Origin of the sequence: Acetobacter aceti NBRC 14818 (genome assembly GCF_000193495.2) — a bacterium.
Lineage (GTDB): Bacteria > Pseudomonadota > Alphaproteobacteria > Acetobacterales > Acetobacteraceae > Acetobacter > Acetobacter aceti.
In genome coordinates this window covers 2,081,895-2,106,953 of record NZ_AP023410.1, presented here as the reverse complement: position 1 = coordinate 2,106,953, position 25,059 = coordinate 2,081,895, and the positions used below count along the sequence as shown (strand labels likewise).

The 25,059-nt window shown below is 56.8% G+C and carries 21 protein-coding genes and 1 pseudogene; 15 read left to right on the top strand and 7 right to left on the bottom strand.

What is annotated here, in order from left to right; genetic code table 11:
* Positions 1–15: 15 nt before the first annotated feature.
* From EMQ_RS09580 to EMQ_RS09565, 4 genes are all read right to left on the bottom strand, one after another.
* The gene (locus EMQ_RS09580; RefSeq protein ID WP_010668829.1) at positions 16–1,443 is read right to left on the bottom strand and encodes an ethanolamine ammonia-lyase reactivating factor EutA; all 1,428 of its coding nucleotides are present in this window, start codon (positions 1,441–1,443) and stop codon (positions 16–18) included.
* Positions 1,444–1,621: 178 nt separating this feature from the next.
* The gene (locus tag EMQ_RS09575) at positions 1,622–3,610 is read right to left on the bottom strand and encodes an ABC transporter permease (RefSeq protein WP_010668830.1); all 1,989 of its coding nucleotides are present in this window, start codon (positions 3,608–3,610) and stop codon (positions 1,622–1,624) included.
* Positions 3,607–4,644, bottom strand: a complete 1,038-nt coding sequence (locus tag EMQ_RS09570; protein WP_010668831.1) for a quaternary amine ABC transporter ATP-binding protein — start codon at positions 4,642–4,644, stop codon at positions 3,607–3,609. Before EMQ_RS09570 ends, EMQ_RS09575 begins: the two co-directional genes overlap by 4 nt.
* A 66-nt stretch (positions 4,645–4,710) precedes the next feature.
* Positions 4,711–5,661 carry an ABC transporter substrate-binding protein gene (locus EMQ_RS09565; RefSeq protein ID WP_018308093.1) on the bottom strand — a complete coding sequence of 317 codons (951 nt, stop codon included), beginning with the start codon at positions 5,659–5,661 and terminating at the stop codon, positions 4,711–4,713.
* A 422-nt stretch (positions 5,662–6,083) separates the two neighbouring features.
* Between EMQ_RS09565 and EMQ_RS09560 the strand changes: the two genes are divergently transcribed.
* The 11 genes and pseudogenes from EMQ_RS09560 (at position 6,084) to EMQ_RS09510 (ending at position 18,479) form a co-directional block, all read left to right on the top strand.
* Entirely contained in the window at positions 6,084–8,318 is a 2,235-nt protein-coding gene (locus EMQ_RS09560) for a DUF1989 domain-containing protein (protein ID WP_010667172.1), read from the top strand.
* A gap of 57 nt (positions 8,319–8,375) precedes the next feature.
* Positions 8,376–9,752, top strand: coding sequence for an NAD(P)-binding domain-containing protein (locus tag EMQ_RS09555; RefSeq protein ID WP_010667171.1), 1,377 nt, complete (start codon positions 8,376–8,378; stop codon positions 9,750–9,752).
* A gap of 191 nt (positions 9,753–9,943) precedes the next feature.
* Complete coding sequence (locus EMQ_RS09550; RefSeq protein ID WP_010667170.1) at positions 9,944–11,077, top strand: aminomethyltransferase family protein; 1,134 nt, start codon at positions 9,944–9,946, stop codon at positions 11,075–11,077.
* Between the two features lie 43 nt (positions 11,078–11,120).
* Positions 11,121–11,666, top strand: a complete 546-nt coding sequence (locus tag EMQ_RS09545; RefSeq protein WP_018308095.1) for a dimethylamine monooxygenase subunit DmmA family protein — start codon at positions 11,121–11,123, stop codon at positions 11,664–11,666.
* A complete protein-coding gene (locus EMQ_RS09540) occupies positions 11,659–12,609 on the top strand; it encodes a PDR/VanB family oxidoreductase (protein ID WP_010668277.1) in 951 nt (316 codons plus the stop codon). Before EMQ_RS09545 ends, EMQ_RS09540 begins: the two co-directional genes overlap by 8 nt.
* Before the next feature lie 11 nt (positions 12,610–12,620).
* Positions 12,621–13,664, top strand: a complete 1,044-nt coding sequence (locus EMQ_RS09535; RefSeq protein WP_010668278.1) for a heme-dependent oxidative N-demethylase family protein — start codon at positions 12,621–12,623, stop codon at positions 13,662–13,664.
* Between the two features lie 97 nt (positions 13,665–13,761).
* Positions 13,762–14,515, top strand: a pseudogene (locus tag EMQ_RS09530) (IS5 family transposase).
* Positions 14,516–14,700: 185 nt separating this feature from the next.
* A complete protein-coding gene (locus tag EMQ_RS09525) occupies positions 14,701–15,900 on the top strand; it encodes a cytochrome b (RefSeq protein WP_018308097.1) in 1,200 nt (399 codons plus the stop codon).
* Complete coding sequence (locus EMQ_RS09520) at positions 15,897–16,652, top strand: cytochrome c1 (protein ID WP_231367960.1); 756 nt, start codon at positions 15,897–15,899, stop codon at positions 16,650–16,652. Before EMQ_RS09525 ends, EMQ_RS09520 begins: the two co-directional genes overlap by 4 nt.
* Complete coding sequence (locus EMQ_RS09515) at positions 16,642–17,547, top strand: S-methyl-5'-thioadenosine phosphorylase (protein WP_010669123.1); 906 nt, start codon at positions 16,642–16,644, stop codon at positions 17,545–17,547. Before EMQ_RS09520 ends, EMQ_RS09515 begins: the two co-directional genes overlap by 11 nt.
* A 179-nt stretch (positions 17,548–17,726) precedes the next feature.
* Complete coding sequence (locus EMQ_RS09510) at positions 17,727–18,479, top strand: C1 family peptidase (RefSeq protein WP_010668046.1); 753 nt, start codon at positions 17,727–17,729, stop codon at positions 18,477–18,479.
* A 70-nt stretch (positions 18,480–18,549) separates the two neighbouring features.
* Here EMQ_RS09510 and EMQ_RS09505 read toward each other — a convergent pair whose 3' ends face one another.
* A complete protein-coding gene (locus EMQ_RS09505) occupies positions 18,550–19,317 on the bottom strand; it encodes a Crp/Fnr family transcriptional regulator (protein WP_010668045.1) in 768 nt (255 codons plus the stop codon).
* Positions 19,318–20,005: 688 nt separating this feature from the next.
* Between EMQ_RS09505 and EMQ_RS09500 the strand changes: the two genes are divergently transcribed.
* Together EMQ_RS09500 and EMQ_RS09495 are read left to right on the top strand one after the other, a co-directional pair.
* Complete coding sequence (locus EMQ_RS09500; protein WP_010668043.1) at positions 20,006–20,806, top strand: OmpW/AlkL family protein; 801 nt, start codon at positions 20,006–20,008, stop codon at positions 20,804–20,806.
* A gap of 52 nt (positions 20,807–20,858) precedes the next feature.
* Positions 20,859–21,083 carry a hypothetical protein gene (locus EMQ_RS09495; RefSeq protein ID WP_231367961.1) on the top strand — a complete coding sequence of 75 codons (225 nt, stop codon included), beginning with the start codon at positions 20,859–20,861 and terminating at the stop codon, positions 21,081–21,083.
* A gap of 73 nt (positions 21,084–21,156) precedes the next feature.
* Here EMQ_RS09495 and EMQ_RS09490 read toward each other — a convergent pair whose 3' ends face one another.
* Together EMQ_RS09490 and EMQ_RS09485 are read right to left on the bottom strand one after the other, a co-directional pair.
* Positions 21,157–21,900, bottom strand: coding sequence for an endonuclease/exonuclease/phosphatase family protein (locus tag EMQ_RS09490; protein ID WP_010668041.1), 744 nt, complete (start codon positions 21,898–21,900; stop codon positions 21,157–21,159).
* Complete coding sequence (locus EMQ_RS09485) at positions 21,897–22,964, bottom strand: AI-2E family transporter (protein WP_010668040.1); 1,068 nt, start codon at positions 22,962–22,964, stop codon at positions 21,897–21,899. The genes EMQ_RS09490 and EMQ_RS09485 overlap by 4 nt, the downstream gene beginning before the upstream one ends.
* A 302-nt stretch (positions 22,965–23,266) precedes the next feature.
* On the opposite strand from EMQ_RS09485, the gene EMQ_RS09480 reads away from it, so the two are divergent.
* Together EMQ_RS09480 and EMQ_RS09475 are read left to right on the top strand one after the other, a co-directional pair.
* The gene (locus EMQ_RS09480) at positions 23,267–24,253 is read left to right on the top strand and encodes a helix-turn-helix domain-containing protein (protein WP_010668039.1); all 987 of its coding nucleotides are present in this window, start codon (positions 23,267–23,269) and stop codon (positions 24,251–24,253) included.
* Complete coding sequence (locus EMQ_RS09475) at positions 24,183–25,058, top strand: sulfurtransferase (RefSeq protein ID WP_010668038.1); 876 nt, start codon at positions 24,183–24,185, stop codon at positions 25,056–25,058. Before EMQ_RS09480 ends, EMQ_RS09475 begins: the two co-directional genes overlap by 71 nt.
* Position 25,059 lies beyond the last annotated feature (1 nt).

The window sequence follows — 25,059 nt, the reverse complement described above, 5'->3', positions numbered from 1 at the left end:
CCATTATCGGTTCGGTCAGCTCATGCCGTAGAAAGAAACGGGAAAGACGATGTTGTGCGGCAGCCCGATGCGTACGAAACGGGCGTCACGGACCGGCACTTCATCAAGGACCATCAGGTTGACGGGCAGCGTGCCCCAGCGGGTGATATAACTGCCCAGCGTGTGGCCGATATTGTGATCGGTCAGGATGATCAGCGGGAGTTCGGGCGGCAGGCGGGCTTCTTCCAGCGCGGTCGCTATGTGCTCTCCTGTCGCGCGGATGGTTGCGAGATCCGGGGGCGTGTCGCTGGCCAGTCGCAGGCACACGCCGGCAGGATGTCTGCGGGCGATAGTGAGAAGGTTGTTCAGCCGACTGACAGGGGTCTGCATGTCGAACGTGCCGAGGATCGGGAGATCCCGTAGTGGCAGGCCAATCTTATCGGAGTGAAAGACCGTCGCGCCTGAGATGTCGGTGCTGTGCATGGTCAGGCCGTAAACGGTGGCCCGTCCCTGATTGGCCGGAACGGCCTGATGCAGATCGCGGGAAAGAAGGGGAGACGCCATGATCTCCCGCGCCAGATCGACCCCGAGATCGCCATAAAGGGCGCGTGGCGGCAGATCCTGTCCGTTCAGGGTGGCGTAAATCATTTCGCCGACGCCGCCGGAAAAGGTCAGCAGGGTGGAAGAGGGTAGGGACGGGGTGAACGGACAGTCTTCGTGGAGCGCTCCGCAGGCGCTGCTGAAACTGGCGCGTGATCCCTGGGCGATGTCTTCCAGCGCCCGGACATACCAGTGCGTGATACGCTCGATATCCTGCCCGGAAACAGTATCGCCCGGCACCAGCGATAAACCGAGGTGATCGCACAGGGCTTTTCCAAAGGGCGAGAGTGAGATGAGTGTGGTGCCGTCGCCGCCGAACTGGAAGTGGCGGGCGCCGATAGAGTGACAGCCCGCCGCCATAACCTGTCCGTTCATGCCAAGCGCTGCATTGGTTGTGCCGCCGCCGATATCGAGATTGAGCACGCCGGTATTGGTGTGGTGCCGCGACAGTTCGGCGCATCCACCCATGAAGGCGAGCCAGGATTCCAGCATGGGGTCGCGCGCCGTGGCGACAACGGCTGCGCCAATGCGGGATTCCACGGCTTCTGTCAGGGCGGTGGCGTTGTCCTGTCGTGCAGCGAGTCCTGTAACGATCGCGCCGCCGGAAAAGATGCTGTCACGATCAGGCGTGATGGCATCCAGCCAGCTGTCGAGCAATGCGCCGATTGCTTCGATGTCGAGTTGTTGATCGTCCCGAAAAGGAGTGAAACAGGCTTCCGAACGGTAGCAGAGTTCAGGTTGGGTAAATTCCATGCGACCGGTGACGCAATTCAGGGAGAGACGCGCGTGCGCGGCCATCGCCCGACTGGTTGTCGAACCGAAATCGAAGCCTGCGAGAAGGACTGTGTCTCCGGCCAAGGTCATGCTCTGGCCCCTGCACCTGTCAGTGGCGGAAACAATAGAATCATCATTATTGTTCTGCAATGAAAATTCATCGTGATATTCATGATGATTATAATATATTCAATATTCTTCCGCCTTTTCGTCTTCCTGTAACGGGGGGCGGAAAAAGCAGGTGTAAAGATCATTTTTTCAGAAGGTCTTATGAGCCGGGCTGTCGGATCGACTGTCTGATGAAACGGTCGGAAATCATGCCGATAAACGCCACGCACAGGCCTGCCACAACTCCCTGTCCAACATCCGCCTTGGAAAGGGCGGCGTAAGTGACCTGTCCGAGATCGCGTGTGCCGACAAGCGCTGTGATGACCAGCATCGAAAGCGCCAGAAGGATCGTCTGGTTCAGGCCCAGAAGCATGTCGGGAAGGGCATAGGGCAGGCGGATGCGTCGGAGAATCTGCCCGCGTGTGCAGCCGGTCATGATCCCGGCTTCGATAAGGGAAGCCGGCACCTGACTGATCCCGTGCGCCGTGTAGCGGATGGCGGGAGCGATGGCGTAGAGCACGATACCGATCATCGCTGTAAAATCGCCGACACGAAACAGCATGACAATGGGGATGAGATAGACGAAGGCGGGGAGTGTCTGGAGCGTGTCGATGAACACCTCCACGCTTTTCATCAGCCAGGGACGCTGTGTGGCAAGGACTCCCAGCGGCACCCCGAGCAGCATGGCGATCATGACCGATACACCGCAGAGATAGAGTGTGATCATCGCCGGTTGCCACAGTCCCACGACAGCCATGAAACCGCACATGAGACCCACGGTCAGGGCGAGACGAATGCCCCCCATCCATAGTCCGGCCAGTGTTACGACCGCCACAACCCATGGCCAGGGTAGGGCGAGCATGAAGCGCTTCACCGGCATGAGGACGTGCAACAGCATGAAGGTCTTGATCACATCGAGCGGATCGTGAAAGTGGATATTGATCCAGGAGACCAGATCATTCCAGAACGGGCCGGTCGAGAGGCGTGCGCTGTCAGGATAATGGGCGATGGCTGGCCAGATGGCGGCAGCGATCCACAGCAGTCCCGCCAGTGCAAGGGCTCCCGCAACCAGTCGAGGAGACCATGAACCGTTCGGACCGCTGCGGCGTGCGTCCGGCACGAGCGCCTGCGCGAAGCGGTCAAGCATGACGGCCAGAACCGTGATCGCCAGCCCGGCTTCCAGCCCGCCACCGATATCGAGGCGACGGAGAGCACCAAGAACGTCCCAGCCCAGACCACCGGCACCAATCATTGAGGCAATGATCACGACGTTCAGTGAAAGCATGATCACCTGATTGACACCCACCATCAGTCCGGGAAGCGCTGTTGGCAGCAGGATACGCCATGTCATCTGGCGACGGGTGCAGCCTGTCATGCTGCCAAGTGAACGTAACTCGTCAGGCACGCCCTGAATGGCGACCACCGTGACACGGACCATCGGCGGGATGGCGTAGATCACGGTGGCGATCATGGCGGAGACGGGACCGAAACCGAAGAGGATCAGCATCGGCAGGAGATAAGCGAAGACGGGCATCGTTTGCGCCACGTCGAGCAATGGAGAAAGAATGCGACCAAAGGTGGCCGAACGGACGCACAGAAGCCCGAGTGCGAGACCGCCCGCAGCGCTCAGCAGGGCCGCCACCAGCACGGAGGCGAGTGTGACCATGGCGCTGGTCCATTGCCCGAAGACTGCGAGATAGAGAAAACCGATCGTCATGCCGACGGCGAGACGCCATCCGCGCAGCATCCATGACAGGGCTGCGACCGCTATGATCAGGGCGAACCACGGCACGGGGGGAAACAGCATTACGGCCTCAGACCCCTGACCTTTCAGGACACCGGTCGCCAGCACCATGGAGGCCAGTTGCAGCGGCAGATCAAGGAGAAACGAGAGTGCGCGGGTGAAGCCGGACACGGTCAGTGGTCCCAGATGCGCATCCACTGTCAGCCAGTGCATGAAGCCGGAAATCCAGTCCGCCAGCGGCAGACGCCATCCGGGTGGATATTTCTGCACCCAGCGTGGAAACATGGTGCGCGGCAGTTCGGCCAGAATGAAGCTCAGAATGACGATGATCAGCCACGGCAGGTGGCGCAGATTGACCGGTTTGCCGAAAACGACACCGACAGGGAGAGCAGACGCTTTCTTCATGCGCCGACAGCCTGTGCCTCGGGGCCGATGAGGATGTCGAGCAGCATGGCCCGGTCGATGGCGCCAATGACTTCATTGTTTTCAATGACAGCCAGCGGAAGGGATGAGGCATCAAGCTCGCGTGCAAAGGAGATGACCCGATCTGTCGCGTTGACCTCGCCGCCAAAGGGGCCAGCGGAAGGAGGCGTTGTCATAATGGATCTGGCAGTGAGAATATGGGCGCGTGGCGCATCCCGCGTGAAGGCCCGCACGTAATCTGTGGCGGGGCTGACAAGCAGTTCCTCCGCTGTGCCGATCTGTTCGACCTGTCCGTCTTTCATGATGGCGATACGATCCGCAACGCGTACAGCTTCTTCGAAATCATGCGTGATGAAGACAATGGTTTTTTTCAGCATGCCCTGAAGACGCATGACTTCGGCCTGCATTTCGCGGCGGATCAGCGGATCGAGGGCGGAGAAAGGTTCATCAAGGAACCACACGTCTGGATCGCCGGCGAGAGAGCGGGCGATGCCGACACGTTGCTGCTGGCCGCCTGACAGCTGGGCGGGAAAACGGTGCTCACGGCCTTCAAGCCCGACCAAGCGGATCATCCGCTGTGCGATTTCCTCACGTTCCGCGCGCGGTCGTCCCTGAATTTCCAGCGGAAAAGCGACGTTGCCGAGCACCGTAAGATGCGGCAACAGCGCGAAATGCTGAAAGACCATCCCCATCTGGTGACGATGGATCTGGATCAGATCAGCTTCAGAAAATTCGAAAAGATTCTTGCTTTCAAAGAGAATCTGTCCGGCTGAAGGAGGCGTGAGACCGGCCAGGCAGCGTAAGAGGGTTGATTTCCCCGACCCGGACAGGCCCATGATGACAAAGGTCTTGCCTCGTTCAATGTCGAGATCGACATTGAAGATCGCTGGTGTAATTCCGGCTTCCTGAAGCGTCTGCACATTGTCGGTGGTCAGATGGCCATCTGTAACGAATTCGGATGCACGTGCGCCATAGAGGCGGCTGACTTTCCGGCAAGCCAGTACGGGATGCTGCATCAGGTCTCTCTTCTGCGGAAAAGGGATGCCTCCGGCAGTCCCGGTGGTACTGCCGGAGGAAAGGCGTTACTTGCTGAGCCAGGCTTTCCACACGTCTTCGTGCTTGTTTACCCAGTCCTGAGCCACGTCCTCGACTTTCTCGCCGTTGAGGTCCACGCGGGCATCAAGTTCACCCATGGTTTTGTTATCGAATTTGTAATTCTTGATAATGGCGTAGGCACCCGGCCACTTGTCCTTCATGCCTGACCAGACAGCTTTCCAGATGGGACCATAAGGCTTGCCACAGTCGTACTTGGCGTCCTTGTTGATTCCCCAGCTGGGGTCTTCGTAACAGCCCGGCTCGTAACGGGGGAATTCGACAAACTCCCCTTTGTATTTGATGGGCACCCAATGCGGTGTGTAGATCCACAGAATGATGGGGGCCTTGCGTTCATAGGCGCTTTTAAGCTCGGCGAAGAGCGCGGCGTCCGTACCCGCATGTACGACCTCAAACGGGAGATCGAGCGCCTCAATGCGTTCCTCGTCATGGCCGCCCCAGGTCGAAGGACCACCGAGATAGCGCCCCTTGGGATCGGTTTCTGGGGTGCTGAAAACCTCGCCACACTTTTTGAGGGCTTCCCAGTTGGGCAGGCCCGGGCATTTTTCCTTCATGTATTCCGGAAACCACCACTCTTCACGGGCCTGCATTCCGGAGGAACCCAGATCTTCCACTTTGCCGGTTTTTACCGCGGCCTGAAGAGCTTCCTGCGCTGTCGTAGCCCAGACTTCGGGGGCGACAGTGAGGTCACCATTTTCCATGCCGCTGAACTGGGCGAGGTAATCGGCTGGTACATAGTCAATGTTGTATCCAGCTTTTTTCAGAATATCGCCCATGATGTGCGCAGTTATCAGTTCACCCGTCCAGTCGTTGAGTGTGATTTTGATCGGATCGTGGGATTCTGGCGCAGCGATGGCGGAGCGGCCCATGAGGCAAAGACCGCCAAGGAGTGAGATGTAAAGCAGATTTCTGATCATCATTTCATTTCCATAACGATATTGGGCAAATCCTAGTAACCACAAGCCAGAATCAGCAACAGGTATTTCTTATATATAAGATATATTTATATGCGGGCTTAGATAATTCTTCTGGTCACGAAGGGTGATGAAGTGTTTTTCTCTTGTAAAGCAATGATGTAAGGAAAAATTGAAAAAACACGAAAGTCGTGATGCATGTTTTTTTAACGAAACGGATTCGGTCGTTCGCCTGAATAAGATCTTTGTTTGTTCTATTAAAAAGCTCTTTTCAGCAGAACGAAAAAATGGAGTGTGGCGGTTGCGTTCACATGAGAGAGGGATACTTCTGCCGTTTAGCGTGAATGGTGCCAAGTGGCACTATTGTTATGAACCCCGACGCATGCTTGCTTTTGTTTCAGATCAGAAACGTATCGAGGGCGACGATCATGACTGCGTTTCTTGTGAAGGCTCCGAAAAGATCTTCCCATCGGATCAACGGTGGAGACAGCGCCCGGAAGTTTCCGGTAACCGCGGGTGAGCGTCTCGAAGTTCTGGGCGTCGATGGGGGGCAGGCAGCTGTCGTGTTTGCTCAACGGGGTATACTGGAATGCTCTTCGGGAGCAGAAACCGCGCCTGCCTTTTCCAGCGAGGCACTGTCCGCGTTTCTGGATGGAGACGAAGTTTCCTTTGTCGTGCTGGGCGCTGAAGCAGCGCCCGGAGAGATTGTCAGTTTCACGGTGCTGCGGGATGGAGACATTGTGGTCGATGTTCCTGCGGAAGATATGCTGCCTGAAAGTTCCGATGCTCCCGGGCGTGTGGATGTAGTGATTTATACGGCCCCTGCCACGTCACGACTGCCTGCTTCACTCGGACCCGTCCTGCAGGAGATCCACGTGCCAGCGGCCTCGGCTGTGAGTTACCGTGTCCGGAAGGGTGACTACATCCAGATCATCGATGTCGATGGTCGGCAATGTTCCGATTTTCTCGCGTTCGATGCACTGGCTCTGGAAGAGGGCAGGGAGTGCGGGCTGGATGCGACAGCCACCCGGACCGTACAGGGAAACGCCATGCCGACACCGGGACTGCATGCGAAGTTTCTGAATGAACACATGCAGCCGATGATTGAGATCGTGCAGGATACGGTGGGCCGCCACGATGCATTCCTTCTGGCCTGCACGGCTAAATATTATGATGATGGTGGCTATCCCGGCCATGCCAACTGCACTGAAAACTTCAACAGGGTGCTTGAAGTGGACGGAATTGGTCCGCGTAGTGGGTGGCCCGCCATCAACTTCTTCTTCAACACGCAGGTTCTCGAATGCGGTACGATCGTGGGCGAGGAGCCGTGGTCCCGGCCCGGCGACTATGTGCTGCTCAGGGCGGAAAGGGATCTCGTCTGTGCCTCTTCATCGTGCGCTGATGATGTGACGTCCGCAAATGGCTGGACGCCCACCGACATTCACATCCGCATTTACGACCGGAGCAACCGTTTTCCGAAGGGGGTGACGCATCGCATGACACCCGAATCTCCACCTGTCATGACACGCCAAAGTGGTTTCCACGATCGCCTTGAAGCGCTCGGCGCGAAATTTGTCGAATATAAAGGCTTCTGGCTGCCATCCTATTTTGAAGGCTACGGTCCGGTTTCCGAATACTGGGCCTGCCGGACAAAAGCCTGCGTAATGGATCTGTCGGCTCTGCGTAAGTTCGAAATCACAGGTCCGGATGCCGAACTGCTGCTCCAGACAGCGGTGACACGCGATATCCGTAAGCTGGCCGTAGGGCAGGTGGTCTATACGGCGTTGTGTTATCCGCATGGAGGCATGCTGGATGATGCAACCGTGTTCCGTCTGGCGTCGCAGGCGTTCCGGCTTGTCTGTGGCGATGATTATTGCGGTGAATGGCTCCGCAAGCTGGCTGATGAGCGAGGACTGCATGTCCGTATTCGTGCATCTACGGACCAGCTGCATAATCTTTCTGTGCAAGGGCCGGAAAGTCGGAAGATTCTGGCTCCACTGGTCTGGACCTGTCCAACACAGCCGGACATCGAATCCCTGAAATGGTTCCGGTTCACCATCGGACGCATCGGTGGGCCGGAAGGCATTCCTGTTGTGGTTTCACGAACCGGCTACACGGGAGAGCTTGGTTATGAAATCTGGTGTCACCCTCGGCAAGCTTCTGCCGTGTGGGATGCGATCTGGAAAGCTGGAAAACCAAAAGGGATGGTGCCTCTCGGGCTGGAGGCTCTCGACTGGCTGCGCATTGAAGCCGGACTGGCTTTTGCCAATTACGAGTTCTGTCCGGAGACGGATCCATTCGAGGCAGGCATTGGTTTTGCCGTGCCTGCAGCCAAGGTCGAGGATTATGTCGGTCGTGAGGCTCTGATTCGGAGACGTGAAAATCCGCGGCAGTCTTTGGTCGGATTGGAAAGTCACATGAACGACAGGCTTGATCATGGAGATCCTGTCTATTCAGGCCGGGCCAGGGTCGGTGTCGTGACAAGCGCATGCAGCTCTCCCGTTCTGGGAAAAAACATTGCGCTCGCACGTGTCGATGTATCGGTGGCGGAAATCGGAAAGGAACTGGAAATTGGAAAACTTGACGGGTTTCAAAAGAGAATACCGGTGAAGGTTACATCTTTTCCGGCTTATGACCCGAAAAAAACACGGGTCAGATCCTGAAATATAACCAGAAACAAGTTTGCAAACCTGATCGTCCATTAGGGAGCATCCACGACCATGACAAAAAAGCGGGTAGCAGTCATTGGAGCAGGTCCAAGCGGACTTGCAGCGTTGAGAGCGTTCAGCACCGCGCGCAGGCAAGGACATGATGTTCCTGACATCGTCTGTTTCGAGAAGCAGTCATCAGCGGGCGGTATCTGGAATTATACCTGGCGTACTGGACTCGATGAATATGGAGAGCCCGTGCATGGCAGCATGTATCGCTTTCTATGGTCAAACGGTCCGAAGGAAGGACTTGAATTCTCTGATTATTCCTTTGAGGAGCATTTTGGCCGTCCAATTCCGTCCTATCCGCCTCGTGCAGTGCTTCTGGATTACATTCTGGGTCGTATGAAGCGTGATGATCTGCAGGGCGACATGCGTTACAGCACGCCGGTAAGGGATGTGGAGTGGGACGCAGATGCGGAACACTTCATCGTGACAGTCGAGGATCTTGCGAACGGCCACGTTTATTCGGAATATTTTGATTACGTCCTCTGTGCTTCCGGTCACTTCTCCACCCCCAATGTCCCGAGCTTTCCGGGCTTCGATCTGTTTCCCGGCCGTATTCTGCATGCCCATGATTTCCGGGATGCGAATGAATTTGCAGGCAAGGACATTCTTCTGATCGGCAGTTCGTATTCTGCGGAAGATATCGCTTCCCAGTGTTACAAATACGGAGCGAAGTCGATCATCTTCTCCTATCGCTCCCGCCCTCTGGGCTTCAACTGGCCGGAGGATTTTTCGGAGCATCCTCTTCTTGAGAAAATGGAAGGAAACATAGCGCATTTTAGTGATGGAAAAACCCGCAAGGTCGATGCCATCATTCTGTGCACCGGCTACAAGCATCATTTTCCCTTCCTGCCTGATATCCTGCGTCTGAAAACAAATAACCGTCTGTATCCGCTGGATCTGTACAAGGGTGTCTGCTGGATTGATAACCCGAAGCTGCTTTATCTCGGGATGCAGGATCAGTACTACACATTCAACATGTTTGATGCCCAGGCCTGGTTTGCCCGTGATGTGATTATGGGACGCATTGCATTGCCCACGGCGGCGGACATGACGGCGGATACGCATGTGTGGCGCAAGCGTGAAGAGGCGCTTGAAGACGCCTATCAGGAAATCGATTTTCAGACGGATTATGTACGCGATCTGATGAAATATACTGACTATCCGCCGTTTGATCTCGATAAGGTGGCGGAGATATTCAAGGAATGGAAGCACGACAAGGTTGACGGTATCATGACCTTCAGAGACCGCAGCTATCCGTCCGTCCTGACTGGCACAATGGCGCCCCCGCACCATACGGTATGGATGAAGGCTCTTGACGATTCTCTTGAGGCTTTTCTCGCGCCTGTGGCCGAACCCCAACGCAAGGTCAGCGCGGGTTGACATGATTCAGGACATCAGCTCGGCTGGTGCCCTGAGAATCTTTGAAAGAACGTTTTTGTTTCAATGAAGTTCTCGTTCTAAGGAAAACTTATATATCCGATAATGCAATCGGACCGCATGATTTTCCTTATGATATTTGTTGCGATATCAATTCGAAGTGAAGGCTCGGTGAGCCGGGAGAAGCTGCAAACATGACCACAAGCTGGCGTTCAAGCACCCTTGCCGATCGTCACCGTGCTCTTGGTTCCGGTCTTGAAGACTGGAACGGCATGGCGACGGCCTGGAGTTATTCCACTGATGTGCGGGATCATCACGTCGCTGTTCGTACGAAGGCAGGCCTGATGGATGTATCAGGCCTGAAGAAAATCCATCTTGTTGGGCCGCATGCGACAGCAATCCTTGATTATGCAACAAGCAGAAATCTCCAGAAGGTCACTCCAGGGCGTTCTGTTTACGCCACTGCTCTCAATGATTCCGGCAAGTTCATTGACGACTGTGTTCTCTATCGTACAGGGCCTAATAGCTGGATGGTGGTGCATGGAGCTGGGTCGTTGCACGAGATGCTCTCGCAGGCAGTTGTAGGACGTAACGCCGCGATGCTGTTCGATGACGATCTGCATGACCTGTCGCTTCAGGGCCCGGTGGCGGTGGATTTTCTTGAGCGTCATGTCCCCGGAATCAGGCAGCTTAACTACTTTCACCATATGCAGACGACACTTTTCGGTGCGCCGGTCATGATCTCCCGCACCGGTTACACCGGAGAGCGTGGGTATGAGATCTTCTGTAAGGGTGTGGACGCGCCACTGATCTGGGATAGTATTCTGGAAGACGGAAAGAGTGATGGTATCGTGCCGGTTTGCTTTACCGCGCTCGACCTGCTGCGTGTCGAAAGCTATCTTCTGTTCTATCCTTATGACAATTCGGAAATGTATCCATTTGAACAGGAACTGGCTGGTGACACGTTGTGGGAACTGGGCCTGAACTTTACCGTCAGCCCCGGCAAGACGCATTTCCGTGGCGCCTCGGCACACTTCGCTCTCAAGGGAAAAGAGCGTTTCAAGATTTTTGGTTTGCTGCTGGATGGTGATGTCGCGGCCAGGGAGGGGGCGGCTGTCTATGATGGTGAACGCAAGGTTGGCGTTGTCACCTGCGCCATGGTCTCGAAACTGACGGGAAAATCGATGGCGCTGGCGCGGATGGACGTGCCTTATGCCACACCGGGGAAACGTATCGTGGTGCGTTCCGAAGACACGGAACTGCCGGGTGTGACCCATACGCTGCCATTCGACGATCCCGAAAAAAAGAAGCGGACGATCAAGGGGTGACGTTCCATCCTGCCATGACTCTGTTGGAAAGGAAAAAGGTCTTATGGGAACAAGTGAGCTTCCGTACCGGCCTCTGACCTTTGATCCTGATGGACGACGCCACCTGTTTGTCCGTGAAAACGCGACACTGGCATTTCCGGAAGGTGAACGGCCTGCCGTGTTCGAGGTCTGGACTATCGAGCATAGTAGTCTGGTAAAAGCTGAGCCAGACACATGCGATGTGCGGATGCGTTCCGCCGCGGACCTTCTGGAAAGGCTCGCATATCGTCTGGTTCGTGAAAAGGTAGGGCTCCGGCTGTATGCGGCTGGGCGGCCGACCTTTCTCGCCCAGGTGACGAAAGTCGCGGATGACGCAGGTCTGTGTAGCGGGGAAATCTTTCTTGGTGAGCCTGCTGGTTCCGAACGACGAGTGTTCTGCGTGCATTGCGATACGCTTCATGACGGGGTGAGTGGTGATACGCTGGTGTGTCAGGGATGCGCCACGGAACTGTCTGTCCGCAATCATTATTCCCGTGCTCTTGGCGCTTACATGGGAGCGGGCGAACCGGCGGTGGTGATCGAGGCGATGGAGGCGGCGACTCATGGCTGAACGAATGGGTTTCCCGGCGTTCATTGAGCGTGTTGAAGGTCTGACGCCGACATTGCGACGGTTCGTGCTCCGTAAGGAGAAGCAGATATTTCCACCTGTCTCACCGGGAAGTTATGCCGCCCTTGAATTCGGGGATGGTGAAAAGGTCTACAAGAATGCCTATTCCATCGTGGAACGTTCGGAGGACGGTCGGGAACTGACGGTGATTGTCCGTCTGGCGCCGCAGTCACGGGGTGGCTCGCGGTTCCTGCACGAAAAAGGGCGATCTGGACTGCCCGTGTGGGTCGGAAGTGTAGCGAACCTCTTTCCGATTGTGAAAACAGCACGGCGTCACCTGCTTCTTTCCGCGGGCATTGGAATCACTCCCTTTCTTTCCTATCTGAGAAAACTGCGTTCCATCGGGGCGGATTACACACTGCATCATTTCTGCCGTGCGGAAGAGCGTTCGGCTTTTGAAGCATTGCTGGCCGAACAGGATCAGGCACGGGTTTCCGTGCATACCGCATTGCCCTCCGAAGTAGGTCTTGCCGACTGGCTGCAGGATGAGGCGATTGCGACTCATGTCTATTTCTGCGGACCTGAAGGGTTCATGAAATGGGTGGAAGAAACCACGCATCGGTGTGGTTTCGCTCCGGGGAAAGTACATTCCGAACATTTCTTCGTGCCGGAAGGCGGAAGGCCGTTTGAGGTCATTCTTGCCCGTAGTGGCCGCAAGATAGCGGTCAAGGCGGATGAGACGCTGCTGGAAGCTCTGGAGCAGGCAGATGTGGACGCGCCCTGCATGTGCCGTGGCGGCGCCTGTGGCGCCTGTGCCGTGACTGTGCTCGATGGGCAGCCGGACCATCGTGACCACGTGCTTACGGAGGCGGAACGCGCCTCGGGCAATGTCATTCTTACCTGTGTGTCCCGTGCGAAAACGGACACGCTCACTCTTGATCTTTAAGGAGACCAGTCATGAGCGGCCAGACGCATGTCCGGGATAGTTACCGTCCTCCCTTCCATGTCGAAAACAGTGCGGAAACCATTCTCCGGTTTCCCTTTCCATTTCCGGAAGACAGCTACATGTATTCGATGAATGTCGAACCGCATGTGCGTGGTGGTCCGGTGGACGCCATGAGTCACACATTCGATGTCGATGAGCATTATGTTGGCGAGTGCGCCGAGAAAGCGCGTATTCTTGCAGAAGATCCCAAACGCTGCATGGTGTTGCCGCATATGCGCGATGCGGAATGGGATTTTCTCGAATTGGGAATGGACAGTCTGTCAACAGACTATCCCGAGCATTTTACCCTGAAAAAAGAGGGCAATGACTGGCTCTGGGAAAATCATCTTTTGAACATCAGCCAGTCTTTCGTGTTCGGCGATGAGGCCACTCTTCCGCAGGCGCCTTTCGAATACATGGCGCGACAGATGCAGGGAGATTTTACGCTCCATGACCAGCGTGAGAACGATCTGTGGATGGACGGTGGCATGGTTACGTCGCAGGCGGACTGGTCTCTGAAATTCGATATGGGCATGTCCTTTCGCCAGTGGCATGCGCCAGTCCCCAAGGCTTCCGAAATGGGAATCTTCGATCGTGGTCTCAGGTTTCTGCTGATGCTTCAGTATGGACGACCCGTCAGGCGTCTGAACTGGACTATGACGATCAATCCCAGACTTGATACGTCGCCGGAAAATTACATGATCTGGGGAGAGGACCGCGCATCAGTCACGCCTGAAAACGTGGCGGAAAAAGTGCATCTGCGTGTGGAGCTTCAGACGCTTTATCGTCTGCCGCGTTCAAATGCGATCCTCTTTGCGATCCGCTGCTATCTGCTGCCGATAAAGGACATCATGACAGTGCCGAAGTGGCGGAAGCGTCTGCATCGTGTGCTGCGTGATCTTGATCCGGCGCTGGCTTCCTATAAGGGGCTGGATCTTTATCGTTCCACCGTTGTCGAGTTTTTGCGTCCATATGACGATGGTGCGTCGTTATCAACTGGTATCCAGCCTGTGTAAAAGCTTAGAGCATGTCGTCAGTCAGTATCTGGCGCTATGAGGCTTGTACTTCCGTTTGATCTGTGAAGTTTTCTCTCTGTTTTCAGGGAGAGAATGAATGCGTCGATATGGCCTGAGTGACAGCCAGTGGGAACGGATAAAGGATCTCCTCCCGGGGCGCGAAGGCCATGTTGGCGGAATGGCTGCCGATAACCGTCTGTTAGTGGAAGCGGTTCTGTATCGTTACCGTGCCGGCATTCCCCGGCGTGACCCGCCTGTCCGTTTTGGTGACTGGAAAAACGTCCACCGACGGTTGAGTCGCTGGTGCGAAGGCGGCGTGATCGAATGGATTTTCCGGCATCTGGCCGCCGATCGCGACAACGACTACATGATGATCGACAGCACGATTGTCCGGGCGCACCAGCACAGTGCGGGGGCGCTTAAAAAAGGGGCATGGATCAGGCTATCGGGCGATCCCGTGGCGGACTGACTTCGAAAATCTACGCCATTGTCGACGCCGCAGGAAAGGCGGTGGCGCTTTCCCTGACGCCCGGGCAGAGAGCGGACATCACAGAAGCAGCCCCCTGCTGGATGAAGTCGATCCTGCAGCTTTTATCGCCGACAAGGCTTATGATGCTGATCCGCTTATCAAAAAGATCGAAGAACGGCAGATCGTACCGGTTATCCCTTCAAGGAAAAATCGACGCGATCCACGGAAAATCAGCTTCCAGCTCTACAAAAACAGAAACATCATTGAACGCTTCTTCGCCAGACTGAAGCAGATCAGAGGCATTGCAACACGCTACGACAAGCTGAAGTCAACCTTCTTCACTGCCGTTCAACTCGTCTCCGCCATCATCGGAATTAACTGATGACATGCCCTAATGTTTTTTGATTGCGCTATCTAAAGATAGATGATGGCTTGAGAGTAGCCGACAAATCTTCTCCGCCTGCAACGGAGAATCTTCTCTTAAAACCCTCACTCTGTCTTCCCTCTCCGTGGACCTGTCGCGCCAACTGAATTAGATGTGTGCGCAGGGAAGCAGGGGAACGCCGCATGACAGGTTCGTCGTCCAGCGACAGGGAGAACGACGGAAGCAAACAGGACTGGCTCGACAGCCGTCTGCCTGTCAGGCGTTTTCTCACCACCCAGTTCCGTTCTTTTCCGATGCCGCGTTCGGCCAGCATGCTCTGGACCGTGGGGGCCATGCTGTCGGCGGTTCTCGTGCTAATGCTGCTATCCGGTCTCGTGCTGGCCATGAATTACACGCCGACAGTAGCAGGAGCATTCGCATCCATTGAGGCGATCGAGCGGCGCGTGCCATCCGGTTGGCTGCTGCGGTCAATGCATATGGCGGGCGCGAGCCTGTTTCTCGGCGCACTTTATCTGCATCTGTTTCGTGGCCTGTATTACGGCTCTTACAAGAAGCCGCGTGAACTGGTGTGGCTGCTCGGTCTGCTACTGCTGGTGATGACCATGATCACCGCCTTTGCCGGATATGTCCTGCCATGGGGGCAGATGTCCTACTGGGGCGCGGATATTGCCGGAAAGGCGCTGGCGTCCATTCCCGTGATCGGGCCGTTTACGGAGCGTGTGTTTCTTGATGGAAGCCAGCCGGGCGACGGCACGCTGCACCATCTTTTCGTGCTGCATTTTACACTGGCATTTGCGATTGTTGCCGTGGTCGGTCTGCATGTGGCGGGCGTGCATGTTGCTGGTTCCGGAAATCCGAGCGGGGTTGAGCCGGACCGGAAGGGAAGTCTGCCTTTCTCACCCTATTTCGCGATCAAGGATGCCTTCGGAGTGGCGGTTTTTGCTATCGTGCTGACTGCGGTGATGTTTCTGTTTCCAGATCTTGTGACAGAATCAGCAAATTATCGTCCCGCCAATCCATTGCATACACCGACCAATATCGAACCGGAATGGTATTTCCTGCCCTTTTTCGGAATGCTTCAGGCAATTCCGTTCAAGTTCGGCGGTCTCGTGGCTTCGGTCGGTGCTGTGGTGGTGCTGTTCCTTGTGCCTTGGCTCGATACGTCCCCTGTGAGATCCGCCCGACAAAGACCGCTCATCCGCCTGTCCATGATCCTGCTCGTTGCCGCGTTCGTGGCGCTGGGTCTGGCCGGACAGCATCACATGGAGGGCGGTTGGCTGATTATCGGCCGATGCGCGACGGTGTTTTACTTCTTCCATTTTCTTGTCGTTCTGCCATTTGTGTCCCGACGTGAGCGCGCGGTTGTGGGGGATGCGTCGTGAGAGTGGCGTTTTTTATTCCCGTTATTGCAGCAGCGCTTTTCAGTGCATCACCCATGCTCGCGCAGACACGTCCCGATCACGATCATGCCGCACCTCAACACTGGAGTTTTGAAGGGGCGCTGGGTAATTTCGATCTTGCCGCCGTACAGCGTGGATATCTGGTTTACGAACAGGTCTGCTCATCCTGTCACGGTATGAAGCATGTTCAGTTCAGAGACCTCGAAGGTATGGGGCTTGATGCTGAAGCTGTGAAATCCATTGCGTCCGGCTACCAGATTCAGGAGGGACGGGATCTGTCCGGAGCGCTGAAATATCGTCATGGTCTGCCGGATGATGCGTTCCCGACACCCGTAAAACCGGCGGGTGTTCCAGAGGGTGTCGTGCCTCCGGATCAGTCGCGGCTTACTGTCGTATATCCCGGTGGCCCGGACAGGATTTATGCACTGCTCACCGGCTATGGGCCTGCCCCAGCGGGTGTGACGTTGCCGTCGGGTCAGTTGTACAACCGTTTTGCTTCGGGACGGGTGATTGCCATGAAGCCACCGTTGCGGGGCGGTGAGGTTCATTATCCGGACGGCACATCCGCGACGGTCGAACAGGAAGCACGCGACGTCACGACCTTTCTGGCATGGGTCGCGCAGCCGCATCTGGTCGACCGTCATCGCACCGGTGTGCGCGTGCTTGTCTATCTGCTATGCCTCGCAATCCTGCTTTTTATCTTGAAACGGAGAATCTGGTCCAATGTCGAATAGTCCCGCGCCTGAGATCAAACCGGTTATCGGCATTATCGGTGGATCGGGGCTGTATGACATCGCCGGCCTTGAGAACAAGGAATGGCGGCGTGTTGACACTCCCTGGGGCGCACCGTCTGACGAACTGCTGTTTGGAACACTGAATGGCGTCCGCTGCGTGTTTCTGCCCCGTCACGGTCGCGGTCATCCGATCCCGCCGTCACGTCTGAACTATCGCGCCAACATCGCGGCGATGAAGATTGCCGGTGTGACGGACATCATCTCTCTCTCGGCTGTCGGCTCCCTGCGCGAGGATCTGCCGCCGGGTCATTTCGTGATCGTGGATCAGTTCATTGACCGCAGTTTTGCCCGTGAGAAGAGCTTCTTCGATACGGGCTGTGTGGCGCATGTTTCCGTGGCTGATCCGGTCTGCCCGCGTATCGGCGATGTTGCGGAAGAGAAGCTGAAAGAGCTGAACATCGCCTTCACCCGTGGCGGCACCTATCTGGTGATGGAAGGTCCGCAATTCTCCACACGGGCCGAGAGCGAACTGTATCGCAGCTGGGGCTGTGCGGTGATCGGCATGACCAACATGCCGGAAGCCAAGCTCGCCCGCGAAGCCGAGATCTGTTACGCGACGGTTGCGATGGTGACTGATTATGACTGCTGGCATCAGGATCATGACAGTGTCACGGTCGATGCGGTCGTGCGCGTCATGCAGCAGAACGCCGACCATGCCCGCTCGCTCGTGAAAGAGATGATCCCGGCGCTGGGTCAGCCGCGTGGTCTCTGCCCGGCCGGGTGTGACCGGGCGCTCGAACATGCGTTGATCACCGCGCCGGAGCGTCGGGAGCCGGCCCTGCTGAGCAAGCTGGAAGTAATTGCCGGGCGTGTGCTCAGCAGTTTCGATAACTGATAGAAGTTTTTGGGTATCGCCTTTTTTCAAAAAGGCGATGTTCTCTGAAGCTTTCTGGAAAAAGCTTCACCAGAAACTTCTTCATTCTTTCCCGGTCATATGAACAAAGACCCCGGCCCCACGCCAGGGCTGGGACACGTATCGTTCTCCACATGCTCAACAGTGGAGAACCCAACAGCATGACTCAGCGCAGACTGGGCAAGAAGCCCGCTCGTCTGGACCCGCGAACCTACCGTCTTTCCACGCCTCTCAGCTTTCGTCTTCCCACGCCGCCGCCTGCGGTAAACTGGGCCGCAGACGCTGACTGGCCGATGTGGTGCAATGATCGTCTCGGCTGCTGCACGCAGGTGTCCGTCGCGTCCGCCATCCGGACTTGGACCGGCTCAGCCCTCACACCGATTGTTCTGAGTGATGATGAGGTTGTCACCAACTACAGCGCGGAATCCGGATACGTTGAAAATGATCCGTCAACGGATCAGGGCGCGGTCGAGGTTGAAGTCCTGTCCCGCTGGTGTCGCGAAGGTTACGAGCGACCGGGCCAAACACGCGATTATCTGACAGCCTTTGGCTATATCAATCCGAAAGATACGCAGTCCGTTCATCGCGCCATCGCCATGCTGGGTGGCTTGTATATTGGCCTGACTCTTCCCCAGTATGCCTGTGTCGGAAATAATGACTGGGTCATCGACCCAACCGCTGACAATAGCATCGCGGGCGGTCATGCCGTGTGGCTGCACGGATATGATTCCGACTGGCTCTATCTCAACACATGGGGTGGGCCGCGTCGCATGTCCTATGACTTCTTCACCACACGGTGCGATGAAGCCTACGGTCTGATTTCCCGTCAGAACTGGACGAACCTGAAGGGCATGTCGCCGGAAGATGAGGCGCTGGATGATCTCGTCGAGGAACTGCAGTCAACGGCGGGTTAAGGCTCCGTCTCAAAAACATCCATGAGTGTCAGCTGGGCGGCGTTTCGCGCCCGGTATCCTGTCCGGGACGTTATTCCTCTCCGCTGGCAATGGTCCGCAGGCGGGATGGTGCGGGAACGGTGATCTCATGGCTCGCACCCGTCGTGATCAGACCTTCCCGTCTCAGGCCACTGATCGTCCGGCTCACGGTTTCCACGGTCAGTCCCAGAAAGTCGGCGATATCCGCACGCGTCATGGGGAAATGGAGTTTGGCGGTCTGCGGGATATCATCACCGTAGAGTTCAGTGATCTGCCCATAAAGGAAGCTGGCGACTCTTTCGCGGGCGGTCTTGCGTCCCAGAAGCAGCATCTGATCCTGAGCCGCAACCAGTTCGTTAGCGGCTTCATTGCGGAGGCGGCGTTCCAGACGAGGGAATTCGTCGATCACGGTTTCAAGCCGCTCGCGCGAGAAACGGCAGAGACGGACCTGATCAATGGCTTCCGCGCCGAAGGCGTATCGGTCTGACACGGCAAGACCAAGAAAATGGCCAATACCCACGAATCCCGTAATCTGGCGGCGTCCATCGGGGAGTGACTTGAAGAGCTTTACCGTGCCGGCGGTGATGTTGAAAAACTCGTCGGCAGGAGAGCCCTCTTCTATGAGCTGTCGACCGGGTGGAATTGTCACGCGCACGGCAGCCTGCGCAAGCTGGGACAGTTCATCGTCGTTCAGCGCGCTACAGATCCCATGCGCCCGTACTTCACATACAGAACAGGCCCGACATCCCTCCATTCCAGCGATGACGATTCGTTTGGGGACTGACAGACTGTTTCCGGCTGTCAGGGCAGATACTGACATGATGTGTCTTTCTTTCCGGCCGGATGCGGCATTCTATGAGCTCAGGCTTGGTATAGCCTATGTTATCTAGCGCGAATGAAAGCGGATCACACCCCCTGAGAACGGGTGACAGGCTTGATTTAAATCATTGTGACAACGACACGACATCTGATGGTGAAGAATTGGGGTCCGTCTGCGTCGGGGAGAGAGTGTGGCAGCACGGCCTTGTTGCCATTGCCCGGATGCCTCTTTGTGATCGAAGCAAGGTGGGGTTCGCCATTCTGTGCGGATGCGTTGTTTCCCTGGTCCGGCCGTTACGAAACAGATCCGCCCATCTGTCTCAAGGGGACAAAAAATATTATTTTATAGGAAGTTACAGGGAATTTTTTGTGGTGGACAGCTCTGTATGCGGCGTTCTCATATTCAGCAGGGCATGCCCTGCTGTCTTTCAGGCGCCGGAAGCACCCGCTCTTGCCTTGATGTATAAACCGACTGCTGGATATGTGGCCGAAGGCTGTCGTCCAGGCTTTCCGTTCTCTATGACAGACGAAAAGAGGCGTGATCCATTCAGGACCGGACTGATCGCCTTACTGTTGCAAAAAAAACTCACCTTTCCGGAAGTTGTGACGAATTGATGCAGATCAACGCCGTTAACACTCGGGGTATGGTTTCAGCGGCGAACATTACAGTTTGATAAGAGTGACGCCCCATGATGAAGACCGGATCCTTTCTGGCCGCCACGCTGCTGGCCGCCAGCGCTCTCTGCAGCACGGCCCACGCCCAGACGGCTGCTGCTCCGCCACCGCCTCCGGCCGGGTCTACCGCCTATGTCAATGCGCCCGTTGCTGCCCCGGTCGCTGCCCCGGTCAATCATAGCGGTCGTTGCGGCATTTTTGAGACCTGCGCCAGCACAAAGATCGGTCTTGGCAAAGGCGACTTCATGGTCCGTCTGTCCGGCGTCGGCGTCCTGCCGCAGGATCGTGACAGCAAGGTCAGCCTGAACGGCCAGCGTCTGCCGGGTGCACACATCTCCACGACCAATCAGGCGATGCCTGAACTGACCCTTGAATACTTCTTCACCGATAATCTTTCGCTGGATCTGATCGCCACCAGCACGCGTCATGAAGTAGCCGGTTACGGCGGCGCGCTGGGCGCGAAGACGGATGTCGGTTCCGCGTGGGTGCTGCCGCCGACCCTGACGGTCGCCTGGCATTTCCGTCCGCACAAGCGTTTCAACCCGTATGTCGGTCTGGGTGCCAACCTGACCTGGTTCCACAACATGCACGGCGCGAATGGTCTGAAGCTGAACTCCGGCTTTACCGGTGGCCCTTCCGTCAATGTCGGCTTTGACTACCAGATTGTCGGCAACTGGTTCTTCAATGCTGATGTGAAGCAGATTTTCATGCGTATGCATGCATGGGCAGAAAACTCTGCCGAAACCGTGCATATCCATGCTCATGAATCTCTCGACCCGACCGTTGTGTCGGCTGGTATCGCTTACCGTTTCTGATCCCGGATACGGCTCCCTCTCCGCTGTTTCATGCAGCGTGATGGAGCCGCATTTGCGGTCATTCAGGATCGTCAGAATTGTGGGCGAGGCTGTACGCCAGCAGGAAAATCCGGCTGGCGCACAGCCTGTTGATCCCGGCGTTTCCTGTCCCGGTGACTATATTATTGGTTTTGAGTGCTGCGTTCGTTCAGGAACGCTGGACGCGCTGGAAGAAGAAACAGGCGGACGCGACGGCCCTGTGAGCCGTTTCAAAGCCCTGTTCATTCAGTCTCTGTAAATCGTGACAATGTCTTCGGGGACATCTTTTGGGTAAAAGAAGCCCTCATTCCTTTGGCGTGCGCGTCAGAGCGTTACTCTGACAGCGTCACGGTCTCGGCAAATGAGTGGGAGTCTGAAACACCCGGTCGAAGCGTGACCATGATCGGTCTGTGATCGGACGCGAAAACCGGCAGAACCCTGGCGTTTTCGCAGATCGCACCCCGGATCAGGCAGCGGTCGATGCGGATGGGGACAAGATCGACCATCCGGTGTGTCGGCGCCCTTGGCCCGACATCCGCGAAGCCGGGCACCAGTGTGGGCCCGACCAGATTGAAATCTCCGAGAATGGCGGCGGGAGCCGGGAGGATGGCGGAAAGACGCCGCAGCTGACGCCTGTTCATGATCTGCCCATGCGACAGATGGACATTGGCCACGGTGATGGACGGCAGGCGGATGATCTGCGCGATGCGGCGCACAATCATGCCCGACGGTATCACGCAGGTGCGAGGCGCGCGGGAAAAGGGAATACGACTCCAGCAGGCGACACCATGAATCCGACCGGGGAGGGGGGAGCGGGCGTAGTAGCCTCCCATCAGGTCGGGAAGCTGGTCGATTTCCTGAGTCGCTTCCTGCATGAGAAGAAGGTCGGGCTTTTCCCTTTCCAGAAGCGTCATGACGTCCTGAATACTGGCTCCGACACTGTGCAGCAGATTCCAGCTGATGATTCTGATCTCGACATCGCCCCGGCGGGTGGTGGTCGCTGCAATCCTGCCGCGCAGACGGGGACGACGGCGTATCCGTTTGAGAAGGGGCTTCAGCTTGGGGGCGGCCATCATGTCTCCGATGTCTTGCTGTCGTGTGGCAGGTCAGCAACACGACCAGCGGCGAACTCAACGATCAGGATATATCCGACCGCAAGCAGGACCGGGCCGAGAAAGATGCCCAGCCCTCCGAACTCCAGAACGCCGCCAATCACGCCGATGAGTGTCAGCAGGTAAGGAAGTTGTGCGCCGCGAGCGATGAAGATAGGGCGAATGATATGATCCGCGCCCGAGATCAGGATGACCCCGTACAGCGCCAGAAAGATACCTCGCCAGAGATGATCCGAGACGGCCAGCCAGACGGCGGCGGGTACCCAGACCAGCGGCGCGCCGATTGGCAGCACGGAAAGAAACGCGGCCAGCGTGCCGAAGAGAACGGGTTCGGGCACACGGACGATGAAAAAGCCCACGCCGGTCAGCACGCCCTGCACGATCGCCGTGCCGAGCAGACCATAGACGGTGCCCCGGACGGTGCCCCCGACAATGCGCAGGATGCGGTCGGCATGACGCCCCGCGACCCGACTGATCAGCTGGCGGATGGTGCGTCCCAGTGAATCACCGCTCAGCCAGAAGAAGAAGGCGATGAACAGCGCCATCGCCAGATGCAGGCCGCCGTTTGCCAGCTGCATGAGGACGGACAGGACGGACTGGGCGATGTCGCCGGCATAGGGGCGCAGACTCTGCCCGATATGGCTGAGATCCTTGCCCGCCTGATCCCATGCGTGCGTGGCCTCAGCGCCAGCAAGCGGGAGTTTGCTGAGCCATGGCGGAACCGGAGGGAGTCGCAGATTGGGCAGAAACGTGTCTGTCAGGTCCGACAGAACCTGTGGCGCGTCAGTCAGCACCTTGGAAGTGATGCCTGCTATGGGTACGACGATGCAGATCGTGCTGAGCAGGGCCATGCAGACGGCGGCGGTTATCGGACCCATATACCGTCTCAGTCTGAGCAGGATGGGCCATGTCACAAAGGTCAGGATCGCCGCCCACAGAATGGCGGACAGAAAGGGCGCTGTGACGACCACGCAGCCGTAGGCCACGCCGAGTATCAGCAGCCCGGAGATGAGTCGTTCAGCGTTCATGACGCCCGATCCTGCGTTTCATTCCACGAATTCGCAGGACCGCCTGCGCGCACTGTCTCTTCTGTGGGGAAAAGGCAGGGATTTTGGAAACACATTATACGGTGCGTGTCACGCCTCGAATAGGAGATGGCTCCCGTGCGAGAGCTCAAAATTGCGCCAGAAGCGCCTTAAAATTGTCTGATTCTTGCGTCGAGCGTCATAATTTTATGCTATCGCAAATTGTGGACACTTTACACCCCGCAAGATTAACGTATTATTGACGAATAATATTCCCCAGAAACAGTGTCTCAAGGAATGACGGAATGGCTGCTGTGACTATGCGTCTGAGCGAGATCGGACAGCAGCTACGTGCTTTTCGTCTTGAATCGGGTATGAGGGCGGATGAAATCGCCGCTCGCCTCGGCGTCTCTCGTGCTGCCTTGTACAGGTACGAGAAAGGCGAGGTGATCAAACTCGACACGGTTCAGAGACTGGCCGAGCTACTCAAGGTTTCACCTCTCACACTTCTCGGGATCGGCGTGGAATATTACAGCCGCCCCCTCAGCTTCTTCGAACGTGTTCGACAGGTTGAGGAGGAAGCTGACCAGATCCTCCAGATCAGTGATCCGGTGGCTTATCTGGTGACCTCGCCGGAATATGATTCCATCCTGAACCGTGCAATCGCGGAGCAGGTGGAAAACAAACAGCTGATTGAACAGTATCAGGAGATCTTCACTGCACGGCGAGAGAGCTATCGTCTCCGCCGTCCGACGATGATCACCATGCTGAGCGAACAGTCGATCGAGCGCTTCCTTCAGCGTGGCGTGGGCGAGGCAATCCCCATGTCCGACGAGTTGCGGATTGAGGCCCGCAGGGTGGCCGCGATGGAAATCGGTCGTATTGCCGAACTGATCGAAGCCGAGCCGATCGGTCTTCAGTTCAGTCTGCTTGCGGATGTTGAAAGCACGACCAACTGCATCCTGATGCGGGGACGCGAGCGGATGATGCTGGCAATCAACCCGTTCCGTTGCGACATGTCTCCGGCCGCAACCACAGGCGTGTCGCTGGTGACAAGCGCTCCGGAAGCGGTCAACGCCCACCAGCGGGTGATCCGAAGTGCTCTGGGCAGAATCCTGCAAGGGCAAGAGAGCAGCCGAGCGTCTCCGTTCCCTGCTTGCACAGCACGCCATCCAGTGATTCACTCCTCCTCTCCGCAGGCAGCGGAGAGGAGTCGAACCTGTGTTACAGCCTCTTATAGATGTCGATACGTTAAAGGATGCGCTCGCATCCGGCGACGTCACCCTTCTTGATGCGACAGCCAGACTTCCGGGCGAACAGACCGATCCGGAAGCGGATTTTCTGGCGTCCCGTCTGCCCGGCGCACGCCGCTTCGACATCGAGCTTTTTTCCGATCCTGAACAGTCGCTTCCTCATATGGCCCCTGCCGCTGGACGTTTTGCGCGACTGGCCGGAGAACTCGGACTGACCCGTGACAGCACGATCGTTATTTACGACCAGGGTAATATCGCCTCTTCCTGCCGCGCCTGGTGGTTGCTGCGTCTGTTCGGCCATGAGCGCGTGTTCATTCTCAATGGTGGGATGCCTGCATGGCGTGCGGCAGAAGGGGAGCTTGAGCAGGGCGCGCCTTCGCCGATTGTTGCCGCACAGTATATCCCCCGGCTGACAACCAGTCTGCTCAAAGGACTGGGTGACATGCTCACACTCTGCGCTTCTGACGCGGATGACGTGATTCTCGATGCGCGTTCAGCGGGTCGTTTCACCGGAGCCGCACCGGAGCCGCGAGCGGGACTTTCCTCCGGACACATGCCGGGAGCCCGAAATATCCCTTTTGGCGAACTGCTGGACGCAAACAGACACTTTCTGCCGAAAGCCGCACTGAAAGCACGCTTCGGGAAAGCAGGTGCTGCCAACCTTCAGACACCGCTCATCGCCACCTGCGGATCGGGGATGACAGCCTCCGTCATCGTGGTCGGCGCTGTGCTTGCGGGGTATGAGACTGTCTCGCTTTATGACGGGTCATGGGCGGAATGGGCGGCGACGCCTGACGCGCCTATCGTAAAAGGAGAAGCGACATCCGGCAGGGAGCGGAATTGAT

Coding starts and splice junctions, on each gene's coding strand:
- EMQ_RS09490 (WP_010668041.1), bottom strand. CDS start 21,900: ATGATGGCCGCCCCCAAGCTGAAGCCCCTTCTCAAACGGATACGCCGT.
- EMQ_RS09525 (WP_018308097.1), top strand. CDS start 14,701: ATGACAGGTTCGTCGTCCAGCGACAGGGAGAACGACGGAAGCAAACAG.
- EMQ_RS09535 (WP_010668278.1), top strand. CDS start 12,621: ATGAGCGGCCAGACGCATGTCCGGGATAGTTACCGTCCTCCCTTCCAT.
- EMQ_RS09550 (WP_010667170.1), top strand. CDS start 9,944: ATGACCACAAGCTGGCGTTCAAGCACCCTTGCCGATCGTCACCGTGCT.
- EMQ_RS09555 (WP_010667171.1), top strand. CDS start 8,376: ATGACAAAAAAGCGGGTAGCAGTCATTGGAGCAGGTCCAAGCGGACTT.
- EMQ_RS09500 (WP_010668043.1), top strand. CDS start 20,006: ATGATGAAGACCGGATCCTTTCTGGCCGCCACGCTGCTGGCCGCCAGC.
- EMQ_RS09540 (WP_010668277.1), top strand. CDS start 11,659: ATGGCTGAACGAATGGGTTTCCCGGCGTTCATTGAGCGTGTTGAAGGT.
- EMQ_RS09505 (WP_010668045.1), bottom strand. CDS start 19,317: ATGTCAGTATCTGCCCTGACAGCCGGAAACAGTCTGTCAGTCCCCAAA.
- EMQ_RS09565 (WP_018308093.1), bottom strand. CDS start 5,661: ATGATGATCAGAAATCTGCTTTACATCTCACTCCTTGGCGGTCTTTGC.
- EMQ_RS09575 (WP_010668830.1), bottom strand. CDS start 3,610: ATGAAGAAAGCGTCTGCTCTCCCTGTCGGTGTCGTTTTCGGCAAACCG.
- EMQ_RS09570 (WP_010668831.1), bottom strand. CDS start 4,644: ATGCAGCATCCCGTACTGGCTTGCCGGAAAGTCAGCCGCCTCTATGGC.
- EMQ_RS09560 (WP_010667172.1), top strand. CDS start 6,084: ATGACTGCGTTTCTTGTGAAGGCTCCGAAAAGATCTTCCCATCGGATC.
- EMQ_RS09545 (WP_018308095.1), top strand. CDS start 11,121: ATGGGAACAAGTGAGCTTCCGTACCGGCCTCTGACCTTTGATCCTGAT.
- EMQ_RS09580 (WP_010668829.1), bottom strand. CDS start 1,443: ATGACCTTGGCCGGAGACACAGTCCTTCTCGCAGGCTTCGATTTCGGT.
- EMQ_RS09515 (WP_010669123.1), top strand. CDS start 16,642: ATGTCGAATAGTCCCGCGCCTGAGATCAAACCGGTTATCGGCATTATC.
- EMQ_RS09510 (WP_010668046.1), top strand. CDS start 17,727: ATGACTCAGCGCAGACTGGGCAAGAAGCCCGCTCGTCTGGACCCGCGA.
- EMQ_RS09485 (WP_010668040.1), bottom strand. CDS start 22,964: ATGAACGCTGAACGACTCATCTCCGGGCTGCTGATACTCGGCGTGGCC.
- EMQ_RS09480 (WP_010668039.1), top strand. CDS start 23,267: ATGGCTGCTGTGACTATGCGTCTGAGCGAGATCGGACAGCAGCTACGT.